This window comes from Clostridium folliculivorans (assembly GCF_024341905.1).
GTDB classification, from domain to species: domain Bacteria; phylum Bacillota; class Clostridia; order Clostridiales; family Clostridiaceae; genus Clostridium_AR; species Clostridium_AR folliculivorans.
In genome coordinates, this window is sequence record NZ_BQXY01000005.1 from 47503 (window position 1) to 60394 (window position 12892).

Genomic DNA, 12892 nt, shown 5'->3' on the forward strand with positions numbered 1-12892 from the left:
AGGAATTTAATAATGGAGAGAAGTTATTATAGTGATAGATCAGATTTGAAGATATCAGGATCAGGTAAGTTTGGTGGAGGGAAGTTTAATTCTGTAAAGATTAGTGGTGCTGGTGAGATTCATGGGGATTTAGATTGTGTTGATTTTAAATGTTCAGGTTCATCTAATGTTGTTGGAGATGTGCTATGCCAGGAGTTTAAAATAAGTGGAGATACCTCAATAAAAGGGAATGTAAAAAGCTCAGTATTTTCAGTATCAGGAGCTTCGTCTATTAATGGTAATATAACTAGCGACGAGATGAAGATTAGTGGAGACTCAAAAATAGGTGGAGACTTATCTGTAGGACAGTTAAAAATATCAGGAGATTCTAAAGTTGGTGGCAATTTAAAAGGTGATAATATAAAGATATTCGGTGGAGTAAGAATAGGTGGTAATTGTGAAGCAGAACAATTCACCTGCTATGGCGCATTTAATATTGGTGAGATGCTAAATGCAGAAAAGATAGAAATAAATCCAGGAGGAGAATGCAGAACTAATGAAATTGGAGGAAAGGAAATTGAAGTGAGACTCAGATCCAAGGATTCTTTTCTTATGAGTTTTATAAGATTTGCTTCTGGGAAAAGTAGATTAATCTGTGATTCCATCGAAGGAGATAACATATATCTTGAGGCAACTAAAGCTAATATTGTAAGAGGTAAACATATAACTATAGGCGAAAGATGTGAAATAGATACAGTAGAATACAGTGAAGACATAACAATTTTAGATGGAGCAATTGTGAAAAATCAGATTAAAATATAGCATGGTTAATATACACAATGATAAAAAGGGGAGATTATTTATGAAAGAAGATGCTCTAAGAATATTAAAAATGATGGAGCATAAAAAAGTGATTATGTTTTAATAATTATTAAATGGGAGAAGAAGCTATGAGTGAAGAAATAAAAGAAATTCAATATTCCGATACTACAGATGAAGGTGCTTTGAAAGGCACAAAAAAACTTTGGAATAAAAACTTCTTTTTGCTTTGGCAAGGGCAACTTGTATCTTGTTTTGGAGATGCAATTTATGAAATTGCATTAGGCTTTTGGGTTTTAGCAGTTACAGGATCTTCGGCTCTTATGGGAACCATTATGGCAATTACAATGATTCCGAGGATTGCAATATCACCCTTTGCAGGTGTTTGGGTAGATAGAGCAAATAGAAAGTTGATTATTATACTAGCTGATTTAATACGAGGGGTAGCAATTGTATCAGTTGGTTTTGCGATATACAAAGGGGTAGGGTCTGTATGGATGGTTATGGCGGCAGGGATAATACTTGGTCTATGCTCAGCGTTCTTTGGTCCCAGCATAAGTTCGGTATTACCTGATTTAGTACCTAAAGAAAGACTTTTACAGGCAAATTCTAGTTATCAAATGTCAAACACAGGAGCCAATTTAATAGGAACAATGGCTGGTGGTGCAATTTTTTCAATTTTGGGAGCGCCTATAATGTTCTTATTAAATGGGTTTTCATATCTTTTCTCTGGTTCTCTTGAGTTATTCTTAAAGGTTCCTAAGGTTATTCATAAAAAGGAAAAATCTAATTTTAAAGAAGATTTTGTTGATGGACTTAAGTTTTCAATAAAATTTAAGGGCTTAAGAAATATTATCATATTAGCATGCGTTATCAACTTTTTTGCACAAGTAGGTTTCGTTTTGTTGATGCCTTATTTTAATTCTACACCAGGATTAGATGCAAAAAAATACGGTCTTGCAATGGGAATATTTACTCTAGGAATGATCTCCGGGATGCTGACTTTATCAATAATAAAGATAGCACCTAAAAATAAGTTTTTTGTTTTTGTAAGTAGTGGGATTATAAGCATGGCTATGATTATGATAGCGCCTATCACTGAAAATATATATGCTATTTGTATACTCTTATTTATAGCAGGAGCCTTAAATGCAGTACTTAACACTTTATTAAATACAACAGCACAACTTATCGTTCCACAGGATATGAGAGGAAAGGTATTTGCTTTGATTGGTACTTTTACTCAGGCACTTTCACCAATTGGTATGGTCATAGGTGGAGTTCTTGGAGGGATATTAGGTGCAAAACAAGTTATATGTGGAAGTTTTGGGGCAACTCTTCTATTTATTATATGTTTTGCATTCATGAAGTCTGTAAAGAAAGTTATTAACTATGATCCGGAAAAACAATCTATACAAGATATAATGTAGATATTTCAATGAGTTTATAAGCTTTTTATGGCTATATAGTAAAGAATAAAATTTATTAGCCCGTAAGTTTCCACGTATATATTTGTAAAGGCAGATGAGAAAAAAATCACAGAAGAAAGTCGCTTAAGCGGCTTTTTTTGAAAAGGAGGATTGTAAATAAATGAAAAAAGTGGTTCAGGTTGAGAATGTGAGGAAGGTTTTTATATCAGTAAAAAAGAAGTTTTTGAAGGTTATTGAGAAGAAAGAGTTTATAGCTGTTGAAGGAGTCTCTTTTGACATATATAAAGGTGAAATATTTGGACTTTTAGGTCCCAATGGAGCAGGAAAAACCACAACTATAAAAATGATTACAGGACTTCTTAGACCTACATCTGGAAGAGTGCTAGTAAATGGGGTAGATGTGGAAAAAGAATCTTCTAAAGCATTAGGTCAGATAGGTACAGTATTAGCAGGAGATAGGAGTATTTACTGGAAACTTACAGCAAGAGAGAACTTAGAGTATTTTGCATCTTTATATGGGTTTTCTAAAAAGGAAGCTAAACTTAGAGCTGAAAAAATATTAAAAAAGTTAGATATAATCGAAAAAGCGGATGAAACAGTAGAAAAGTTTTCAACTGGTATGAAACAAAAGGTTGCACTTGGTAAAGCATTAATTCCTGATGCTCCCGTGGTTTTACTAGATGAACCAACTCTAGGATTAGATCCTCAATCAGCATTAAACCTAAGAGAGATAATAACATCCCTTAAAAATGAAGGTAAGACAATCCTTTTGACAACACACTATATGGAAGAGGCGGATTTTTTATGTGATAGGATTGCAATAGTGGATGGAGGCAAAATAATAACTTTAGATACCCCAGATAATCTTAAAAAGACTATAAGTGATGTAAGAAGTATAAAGGTTGAAGTAAATAGTATTTCTGATGAGATAACTTCTAAGCTTAAAAAATTAGAAAGTATAAAAAGTGTAACTGTAAGTTATATGGAAGAAAGAAATAGCTATGAAGTATTAATACATCATGAGGAAAAAGAAAATATAGTTCAAGAAATAATAGATTTTCTTGGATTAAATAAGATATCAATAAAAAGCATGAATGTTGTAATACCGTCTTTGGAAGATGTGTTTATACATCTTACAGGAAAGAAACTTAGGGATTAGGAGTGAGGTTATGAATAGAATACGAACTATTCTTGCTGTAGGAAGAAAGGAGTTTACAGAAGTCACAAGGTATAAGGATTGGATACCTGGGCTAATAATATGGCCCCTTATGTTTCCGGTAATATATATACTAAGTGCAGTTGGGCTTGCAGGACCTGACCAAGGAGGACTTAATACCTTTAAAGAAATAGCAGGAACTACTAATTACACCGCTTTTATAGCAGTAGGGGTTATGGTATACATGTGGGTTAATACTATGATGTGGACCTTTGGGACTTTTTTAAGACAAGAACAGAGAAGAGGAACTCTAGAGTCTTTATGGCTTTGCCCAATAAAAAAGATTGATATATTAATTGGTGGAGCCTTGGTTAATATATTTATAGGATTTACTTATATATTTGTAAGTATGGTTGAGTATACCTTTATTTATAGAATGAATTTTTCAGGAAATTTATTGGAATGGCTTGCTATATTTATTGTTATGATTCCAGGTGTAATTGGCTTTGGAATGATATTTGCAAGTCTTGTTCTTTGGCTTAAAGATGCTAACATAGCAGTACAACTAGTAAGAGGTTTAGTTATGATACTATGTGGAATATCATTTCCTATTAGTGTTATGCCTGAGTGGATGCAAGCCTTATCTAAGATTTTTCCGTTTACCTATGGGATTGAAGCTGCTAGAAAAGTAATGGTTGAAGGTGAAGGTATAAAATCAGCATCGAGTCAGATAATTACATGTCTAATAGTAAGTTTGATATATCTTATAATAGGAAGATTGGTTTTTGTTTTAGTAGAGAGAAAAGTAAAGATGGAAGGATCTTTAGAAAGGTTTTAGGGAGGTGCTAATTTGGAGTTAAAAAAAGTCATGAGAGTTATTAGAGCACGTTTTATAATGAAAGCTAAAATATATTTTAGGTATCCGCTAAATATATTTTTCTTTATAGTAGATCCAATAATATGGCTAAGTCCGTTTTATTTTATGTCTAAGGTGTTTTCTAAGGGAAATAGCTTAAGTGGATTTCAAGCCTATACTGGAAGTTCCGATTACATGGGGTTTTTAGTAATTGGGTTTATGATTTCAGCTTATAGTGGTGCGGCGATGTGGAGTGTTGGTTTTTCTATGAAAGATGAGATGATGGATGGCGTATTGGAATCTAACTGGACTGCTCCTGTTAATAGAGCAATACTAGTGGTATCAAGTTCTATATTTGAATTTTTAAGATGCACAGTTGAAGTGGTCGTTACTGGCATGGTTTGTCATTTTTTATTTGGGTTTAATATAAATGGTAATATTATAAAAGCACTTTTATACATGTGTCCAGGAATTATATCATTGATTGGGCTAGGTTTAATTATGGCAAGTTTAGTACTGATAATAAAAAATGCTAATACCGTAGTGGATATATCAAATTCCCTTTTATCAGGGTTTTCTGGAGGATATTTTCCCATTCAAATATTCCCTAAATATTTATTGCCAATAGCTTTTGCCATTCCGTTAACATACCTTAATGACAGTGTTAGAGCAATACTTGTAGGACAAAAATCTATAATTGATCTTAGACTACAATTCATAATACTATGTGGATTCATGTTTACATTGCTTTGGCTCGGCTATTTTATCTTCATGAAGGTTGAGGGGAAATGTAGAGAAAGAGGACTATCTGGATATTAAAGGGAGAAATAAAAAGTTTATATCAGATTTTGTTGGAAAATTAAACGTATTGTAATTTCTTCGTTGTTGATTAATTGCAGTAACATTCATATAATATACACTAGGGGCTATTTATAGCTCGTTTGTCAAATTAAACAGTTATGTGTTTAAGTAAAATCTTAATTTGATAAAATAAGTCATATATAAAGATGAACTTTTTCTACGTAAAAAACGACGTTCAAAACTCTCACAGTTTATTGTAAGAATGCTTTGAAGTCTATATTTAAGTATATAGAGAGTCATCTGTACAAAAAAGTAAAAATGCAAAAGTGAGGTATATATTATATGGGAAGAATGTTTGGAACTGATGGAGTTAGAGGTATAGCTAATACTGAGCTTACTGCACTTACAGCTTACAACTTAGGAAGAGCTGGGGCATATGTATTAACAGAAGGAACCCATAAACCTAAGATATTAGTTGGAAAAGATACAAGAATATCTTGTGATATGCTTGAATCAGCTTTAGTTGCAGGAATATTATCAGTGGGAGCGGAAGCAGTAGCCCTAGGCGTTGTACCTACCCCAGCAATAGCTTATTTAACAAGAGAATACGGAGCTGATGCTGGAATAATGATATCAGCATCCCATAATCCAGTAGAATACAACGGAATTAAGTTTTTTGACAATAAAGGATATAAGCTTCAAGATGAGCTAGAGGATGAAATACAAAGAGTTATAGAAAGCAATTTTGAAGGTGTACCAAGCCCTACAGGAGAAAATGTAGGAAGAAAGAGAAGAGAAGTTGGAGCTTTAGAAGATTATATAGAATTTGCAAAGCAAACAATAGCTTTTGATTTGGAAGGGCTTAGAGTTGCTTTAGATTGTGCTAATGGCGCATGTTATTCTGCGGCTGTTCAAGCTTTTAGAGATCTTGGAGCGGATGTATTTGTTATAAATGATAACCCGGATGGAACCAACATAAATGAAAATTGTGGGTCGACTCATCCAGAAGAACTAATGGATTATGTAATAAAAAAAGGTTGTGATGTAGGTTTTGCATTTGATGGAGATGCTGATAGATGTCTTGCAGTAGACGAGAAAGGCAAGCTTGTTAACGGAGACTTCGCAATGACTCTTTGTGCAAAGCATTTGAAAGAACTAGGAAGATTAAAGGATGATACATTAGTAGTTACTGTAATGAGTAACTTGGGTCTTAAGCTAGCTTGTGAAAGAGAAGGGATAAAGACAGTAGATACTAAGGTTGGAGATAGATATGTTCTTGAGGAAATGGTTAAGAGTGGTTATGTATTAGGTGGGGAACAATCTGGTCATATCATATTCTTAGACTTCAACACTACAGGTGATGGGCTAGTTACAGCTCTTCAAATGGCTTCGATAATAAAGAAAAGCGGTAAGACTTTAAGTGAATTGGCGTCTATAATGCATGAATTGCCACAAGTTCTTGCCAATGCTAAGATTCCGAATGAGAAAAAGAATATACATGAAGAAGATGAAGAAATAAAGAATGAAATAAAGAAAATAGAAGAAGCACTTCATGGAGTGGGAAGAGTTCTTATAAGACCTTCTGGTACAGAACCATTAGTAAGAGTTATGCTTGAAGGGGAAAATCAAGAAGAAATAGATAAAATGGCTCATGATTTAGCTAAATTGATTGAGCAAAAAGCTAATAATTAATATAAAAAGATAAAACTTATTCGCCTGTAAGTTTCCGCATATTCATTCGGGAAGGCATATACGTTAAAAAAGTCGCTGAATAATGTCATTTCAGCGGCTTTTTTAGTATGTTCTTTTTTATACAAAAATCCTTTCTAAAATATCTTAATAATATTGTATTAATATTAAAGAATTTTGTTACTGAAAGTTTATAAAAATAAGTTATGATTCTTATCCAGTAATAACCAAGCCCTAGTAAAAATATAATAGTAAGAAAGCTTTTTTGGAGGGTGTTTAATGAGGATAGATGAATCAAGTAATGATGCAGAAGCGGAGAAGATAGAAAACAAAAAGAGTTTAAAAAAACCAATAATTATGATGATTTCTGCTTTAGTAGTATTGGTAATAATAGTTTCGATATGTACAAACCTAAACAAGATAAAGACCTTTTACTACATAAAGAGAGCAGAAATAACTATGAACTCAAAAAAATATCAAGATACTATAACTTACTGTGATAAGGTCCTTAAGATATCTAATAAAGATAATAAAGCTATACTTATAAAATCACAAGCTTTAGAAGGTAAAGGAGATATTATAGGTGCCATAACTTTATTAAAAGATAATATAGAAAAGACAAGCGATAAAGAAGCCTTTAAGTCACGGTTAGATGAAATAATAAACTCACTAAAATTTAATAAAGAGAGCATAAAAATTTACGAAGGCCAAAATCTAGTAATGCCAGATACAGTAAAGGCACTTACCATAGATAAAAAAGAAGTAGAATTTAAAGTAAAGTGGTTTGCGAAACCTCTTACCACTGATACTTCAGGAACATATATATTAGGCGGAAATCTAGAGCTGATCAATAAACCTGTAGAGTGCAAGTTAGACATAGTGAAGTTTACAGGCAATACAGAAGGGAACATAAATAATAAATCTCATATGGTTCAAAAAGATAAAACTGTTTATTTTGTAAATGGTGAAGATAATAACAATCTATATAAGATGAATCTAGATGGAACAGATAAGAAAAAATTGACTGATGTAAAAGAAGAAAAGAATCTTATAACTACATTTTATAATCTTAGAGTGATTGATGATACTATAATAGGAACAAGATTAACTGGGTATATAAATTCAGAGTATTACACTGAAGTTTTTAGAGTAAATACTAATGGAGAGAATTACAAAATTTTATCTCAAGGGAAATATGCAGATATACTGGATGTAAATAATAAAGAAGTTTTTTACAAGGAGTATTATCCAGATAGTTCAACAGAAAAGTATTTTCAATATGAAATTGTAAGTGATAAAAGCTCAAATATAGATTATGATTATTTAAAATCAAGAAATTTAAATACTGGTGAAATACTAATAAAAAATCCAGAGGATAAAATGCTACCTAAGTACTCCCAGGCAACACAAAAATACGAGTATAGTTTTATGTTAAATGATAAAGATATAAATTATAACTACTTTAGCCATCCAATAGGAGAACTACACATGAAAGATATAGATACTAAGGAGGATAAAGTATTAGAGAAAGATATTATATGTGTTAATATAGCAGATAATAAAATATATTACTCTAATAATGAAGGCATATATGTAATTGATGAGTCTGATTCATCAAAGAAAAAAGTAGTAGACGCAAAAGGTGTTACAGATGTGAATGTATGCGATAGGTATTTAACTTACAGAGATATAACTAGTAATTGTATAAAATTAGTAAAACTATAGATATACAACTTCGAACCGAAATCTTTTTTAAAAACTCTCACGGCTTTTGGTGAGAGAATTTTTAAATAATAAGTTCTATTACGAAGTGGTACATTCAAAGAAAGTAAATAAAAATTAACATAGCTACAGGAGGGAAAAACTTTGGCAAATAATAAATACACTAAAGAAAGTGATGAACAATTAAGAGAAAGATTAACTACAATCCAATATGAAGTAACTCAAAATAATGGAACTGAAAGACCATTCACAAATGAATATGATACTAATGTAGAGGATGGCATATACGTTGATATCGTGTCAGGTGAACCATTATTTTCATCAAACGATAAATATGATTCAGGCTGTGGATGGCCAGCATTCACAAAACCTATAAATAATGATTTCATAAAGGAAAAAGCTGATTTAACTCATGATATGCGTAGAGTAGAAGTAAGAAGTGCAGATGCTGATTCCCACTTAGGGCATGTGTTCACAGATGGTCCAGAAGCAGAAGGTGGTCTCAGATACTGTATTAATTCAGCGGCTTTAAGATTTATCCCTAAAGAAAGATTAGTAGAAGAAGGATATGCTGAATACTTAACCTTATTTAATAAAATTATTTAGAAAAAAGAGGTTTATAGGAACGTAGCGTCTATATAACTACAAATGTGAAGTAAATAATTAAATAAGCCTATTAATATAATGCAAAAGTGTTAAAAAGCAAGCTATGATAAGTTTTATAGCTTGCTTTTTACATTTAGAATTAAAGGCTTTTTAATGAATTAATAAATTTTAATGAATGAAGGCTGAAAATAGATATAGTGTGCTAAAATTTAATTAAGAAGTGGTAAATCCATGCAATAATAATATTAATCATACAGAAGAAAAAGGTTCAATAAATATGAGATTTACATATTATTAATAGAGAGGAGGTTATGTAAATTAAGAAGTTTCATTAGGATAAAACTTAAATTTAAAACCTTTTGTAAAGAAAAGCGCCAGGACTTAATTAGATTGAAAGATCTTTAAGTTGACGAGGATGGGAAGTATCGAGTTTTCGGCGGATGTCCCACGGTATTGCACTACCGAGAAAGATTGGTAAAGCTAAAAAATATTAGTACAAATTCAATCAGGTGTGATTTTATTAAAATTTAGAGGTGTTATTAATGAGTGAATTAGAAAAATTATTAAGTGAATATAAAGAAACAGAAAGATGCATTGAACTAGGTATGAAGTACTTAAATGACAAGGATTATGCAAGAGGAAAACTTGATTTAGTAAGAGTGATAATTGCTGATTTAGAAAGATTATCTGTTATAGCAGAATAATTAAGATAAAAATAGTAAATACAGTAAAAGAACCCTTTACATCGGGTTCTTTTGTTTATCTGTTTAGCGGAATAGATATTTCAGTTCGAACCGAAATCTATTTTCAAAACTCCTCTGGGGTTTGAGAGGAGAATTCGAATATATAAAATGAATATAGTGCACTATAGTAACATAGAAGATATAGTATGAATCTTTTATGTTTTTTATTTTTTAGAAATTTATAACTCAATTATATCTGTGGATAAATATGAGCAACCACTTAAAACATAATATAAGTTATATGGTAAAAACATTTAAAAAAATTTATGAAAATACTTGACTATTGAGAATTAAAATCATATAATTTAAATATACCAAGTTACAATAAGTTACTTGATAACAATAATATATTAAAATATTATTTATGAAAATAAAAATCTAGTAGGATATATAAAATATAAATTTTAATTGGAGGTAATATAAATGGAAAAGAATTTTTATGATGCAATAGAACTTAGAAGGTCATATTATGGGATTAGTAAAGAGGCTGTAGTTTCTGATGATAAAATAAAAGAAGTAGTTGAAAAAGCAGTGAAATATGTACCATCAGCATTTAACTCACAAAGTGCAAGAGTAGTATTATTATTAGGAGCTCAGCATGACAAGTTATGGGATATTACAAAAGAGGCTTTAAGAAAAGTAGTTCCAGCTGATCAATTCAGTTCTACTGAAGAAAAAATCAACTCATTTAGAAATGGATATGGAACAGTTTTATTCTTTGAAGATAATAGTGTAGTTGAATCATTGCAAAAGCAATTTGCTCTTTATAAAGACAACTTCCCAGTTTGGTCTCAGCAAGCAAGTGGTATGCATCAATTTGTTGTTTGGACAGGATTAGAACTAGAAGGCTTTGGAGCTTCATTACAACACTACAATGAGCTTATTGAACAAGATGTAAAGGCAGAATGGAGAATACCTAACAATTGGAAGCTAATCGGTCAAATGCCATTTGGAAAGCCAACTGCAGAACCAGGAGAAAAGCAGTTCCAACCACTAGAAGAAAGAGTAAAAGTATTTAAATAATATATAGTTAGACCAAACAATCTTAACATAAGGTTTGCGAGGTATATGTGTAAACAAATCTAAAGGTATTAACCTAAAGATTTTTTATATAAAATATTGGGATATAAAATTACCTGTAGAGGTGTTTTATATCCCAAATTTATTTTTATTAAATAAATAGTATATCTAAAAGCATGATTGAATTTTTTCAAAATTAGAAAAAATTCATTAGCATGAAAAGGTTATAATGTAGCTGTAGAGTAATTTAGAGTAATAAATAATAAACGTTAATATAATTTAGAATTTTATTTTAAACTTTTAGGAGGTATTTTTATGAAGATGAAAGAAGGATTTTTATGGGGAGGAGCTACAGCTGCGAACCAATTTGAAGGTGGATGGAACAAAGATGGTAAGGGTCCAAGCACTGCTGATATGATGACAGGTGGAACTCATACAAGTCCAAGAAGAATTACTCCTATTTTGGAAGAAGGAACATATTATCCAAGCCATGAAGCAATTGATTTTTATGGACACTATAAAGAAGATATAAAAATGTTTGGAGATATGGGATTTAAGACTTTTCGTATGTCAATAAACTGGACAAGAATATTCCCAAATGGTGATGAATTAGAGCCAAATGAAGAAGGGTTAAAGTTCTATGATGATGTATTTGATGAGTTAAAGAAAAACGGGATTGAGCCACTAGTAACAATATCGCATTATGAAACTCCATTTGGACTTACTCAAAAGTATAATGGATGGGCAGGAAGAGAAGTTGTTGATTGTTATGTAAGATATTGTGAAACAATCTTTAAAAGATATAAAGATAAGGTAAAGTACTGGTTGACTTTTAATGAGATAAATTGTCTAACTATTGATTTTGGTGCTTTCATGGGAGGCGGAGTATTAGTTAAAGAAGGAGAAGACTCAGCTAAGCTAAGATTCCAAGCATTGCATCATCAATTTGTAGCAAGTGCTAAGGCTGTAAAATTAGGACATCAAATTAATCCTGATTTTAAGATCGGATGTATGATTGCATATATGACTCTTTATCCACTTACATGTAATCCAGATGATATATTATTAGCACAAAAAGCTGATCAAATACAAAACATGCTTTGTGGAGATGTTCAGGTAAGAGGATACTATCCAGGATTTGCTCTTCGTCATTTTGAAGAAAAGGGTATAGATATTAAAATGGAAGATGGAGATTTAGATATACTAAAAGAAGGTACTGTAGATTTCTATTCATTTAGTTACTATATGTCTAATGCCGTAAGTGCTGATCCAGCTAAGCAAGAAGAAGCAAAAGGAAATTTACTTGGAGGGTTGAAAAATCCATATTTAAAAGCTTCTGATTGGGGATGGCAGATAGATCCTAAAGGGTTAAGATGGACACTAAACCATATTTATGATAGATATCAAATACCTGTAATGGTTGTTGAAAATGGATTGGGTGCAGTAGATGTAGTAGAAGATGGTTCAATTAATGATGATTACAGAATTGATTACTTAAGAGATCATATAGTTGAGATGGAAGAAGCAGTTAAGGATGGTGTTGAACTTATGGGATACACTATGTGGGGCTGTATAGACTTAGTAAGTGCATCTACTGGAGAGATGAAAAAGCGTTATGGATTCATATATGTAGATAGAGATAATGACGGAAATGGTGATTTGAGCAGAAGACCTAAGAAGAGTTTCTATTGGTATAAGAAAGTAATTGAGACTAATGGAGAAGATTTAGCTTAATAAATACTATTAATGTATTTGAAATTAAGTCGTCACTATATCCGATGCTTTGATGAGTTTCGCAGAGAATTAATATGATTTTCTCCGATTTCATAGCTAAAACTGTATAACTCACTGCGTTCGGACAATACAGTTTTTTTACGCTATTACATCTCTGAAAATCATTTAATTCTAATTGCTCACTCATATAGCATCTCCATAATAACGACTTAATTTCAAGATTGATTTAAAATGGGTTTCAAATTTTGTGAATGAAAAATCTGATTGTACAAAAGGGTTAATGTAAAAGTTAACCTTTTTTACTGTACAGAAAGATATAGAGTTTCTTTCAAATTAA

General features: G+C 31.5%; 12 protein-coding genes. 11 read left to right on the forward strand and 1 reads right to left on the reverse strand.

What is annotated here, in order from left to right; all coding sequences use genetic code 11:
- Nucleotides 1–12: 12 nt before the first annotated feature.
- From OCU55_RS15050 to OCU55_RS15100, 11 genes are all read left to right on the forward strand, one after another.
- Nucleotides 13–801: a polymer-forming cytoskeletal protein gene (locus tag OCU55_RS15050; RefSeq protein WP_261853119.1), complete on the forward strand. Its 789-nt coding sequence runs from the start codon at nucleotides 13–15 to the stop codon at nucleotides 799–801.
- A 128-nt stretch (nucleotides 802–929) separates the two neighbouring features.
- The gene (locus tag OCU55_RS15055; RefSeq protein ID WP_261853120.1) at nucleotides 930–2228 is read left to right on the forward strand and encodes an MFS transporter; all 1299 of its coding nucleotides are present in this window, start codon (nucleotides 930–932) and stop codon (nucleotides 2226–2228) included.
- 160 nt (nucleotides 2229–2388) lie between these two features.
- Nucleotides 2389–3387 carry an ABC transporter ATP-binding protein gene (locus tag OCU55_RS15060; RefSeq protein WP_261853121.1) on the forward strand — a complete coding sequence of 333 codons (999 nt, stop codon included), beginning with the start codon at nucleotides 2389–2391 and terminating at the stop codon, nucleotides 3385–3387.
- Nucleotides 3388–3397: 10 nt separating this feature from the next.
- Complete coding sequence (locus OCU55_RS15065; RefSeq protein WP_261853122.1) at nucleotides 3398–4222, forward strand: ABC transporter permease; 825 nt, start codon at nucleotides 3398–3400, stop codon at nucleotides 4220–4222.
- 12 nt (nucleotides 4223–4234) lie between these two features.
- Nucleotides 4235–5059, forward strand: coding sequence for an ABC transporter permease (locus tag OCU55_RS15070; RefSeq protein ID WP_261853123.1), 825 nt, complete (start codon nucleotides 4235–4237; stop codon nucleotides 5057–5059).
- 324 nt (nucleotides 5060–5383) lie between these two features.
- Complete coding sequence (gene glmM / locus OCU55_RS15075) at nucleotides 5384–6733, forward strand: phosphoglucosamine mutase (RefSeq protein ID WP_261853124.1); 1350 nt, start codon at nucleotides 5384–5386, stop codon at nucleotides 6731–6733.
- Between the two features lie 276 nt (nucleotides 6734–7009).
- Nucleotides 7010–8455 (forward strand): DUF5050 domain-containing protein, encoded by a 1446-nt coding sequence (locus OCU55_RS15080; protein WP_261853125.1) that lies wholly within the window; start codon nucleotides 7010–7012, stop codon nucleotides 8453–8455.
- Between the two features lie 141 nt (nucleotides 8456–8596).
- Complete coding sequence (gene msrB, locus OCU55_RS15085) at nucleotides 8597–9058, forward strand: peptide-methionine (R)-S-oxide reductase MsrB (protein WP_261853126.1); 462 nt, start codon at nucleotides 8597–8599, stop codon at nucleotides 9056–9058.
- A 542-nt stretch (nucleotides 9059–9600) separates the two neighbouring features.
- Complete coding sequence (locus OCU55_RS15090) at nucleotides 9601–9762, forward strand: hypothetical protein (RefSeq protein WP_261853127.1); 162 nt, start codon at nucleotides 9601–9603, stop codon at nucleotides 9760–9762.
- Nucleotides 9763–10224: 462 nt separating this feature from the next.
- Nucleotides 10225–10824 (forward strand): nitroreductase family protein, encoded by a 600-nt coding sequence (locus OCU55_RS15095; protein WP_261853128.1) that lies wholly within the window; start codon nucleotides 10225–10227, stop codon nucleotides 10822–10824.
- A 312-nt stretch (nucleotides 10825–11136) separates the two neighbouring features.
- On the forward strand, nucleotides 11137–12555 hold the full coding sequence (locus OCU55_RS15100; RefSeq protein WP_261853129.1) for a glycoside hydrolase family 1 protein: 1419 nt from the start codon (nucleotides 11137–11139) through the stop codon (nucleotides 12553–12555).
- On the opposite strand, the gene OCU55_RS15105 is transcribed toward OCU55_RS15100, so the two are convergent.
- Entirely contained in the window at nucleotides 12533–12742 is a 210-nt protein-coding gene (locus OCU55_RS15105) for a hypothetical protein (protein ID WP_261853130.1), read from the reverse strand. The genes OCU55_RS15100 and OCU55_RS15105 overlap by 23 nt on opposite strands.
- Nucleotides 12743–12892 lie beyond the last annotated feature (150 nt).

Coding starts and splice junctions, on each gene's coding strand:
- OCU55_RS15050 (WP_261853119.1), top strand. CDS start 13: ATGGAGAGAAGTTATTATAGTGATAGATCAGATTTGAAGATATCAGGA.
- OCU55_RS15095 (WP_261853128.1), top strand. CDS start 10,225: ATGGAAAAGAATTTTTATGATGCAATAGAACTTAGAAGGTCATATTAT.
- glmM (WP_261853124.1), top strand. CDS start 5,384: ATGGGAAGAATGTTTGGAACTGATGGAGTTAGAGGTATAGCTAATACT.
- OCU55_RS15055 (WP_261853120.1), top strand. CDS start 930: ATGAGTGAAGAAATAAAAGAAATTCAATATTCCGATACTACAGATGAA.
- OCU55_RS15065 (WP_261853122.1), top strand. CDS start 3,398: ATGAATAGAATACGAACTATTCTTGCTGTAGGAAGAAAGGAGTTTACA.
- OCU55_RS15090 (WP_261853127.1), top strand. CDS start 9,601: ATGAGTGAATTAGAAAAATTATTAAGTGAATATAAAGAAACAGAAAGA.
- OCU55_RS15100 (WP_261853129.1), top strand. CDS start 11,137: ATGAAGATGAAAGAAGGATTTTTATGGGGAGGAGCTACAGCTGCGAAC.
- OCU55_RS15105 (WP_261853130.1), bottom strand. CDS start 12,742: ATGAGTGAGCAATTAGAATTAAATGATTTTCAGAGATGTAATAGCGTA.
- OCU55_RS15080 (WP_261853125.1), top strand. CDS start 7,010: ATGAGGATAGATGAATCAAGTAATGATGCAGAAGCGGAGAAGATAGAA.
- OCU55_RS15060 (WP_261853121.1), top strand. CDS start 2,389: ATGAAAAAAGTGGTTCAGGTTGAGAATGTGAGGAAGGTTTTTATATCA.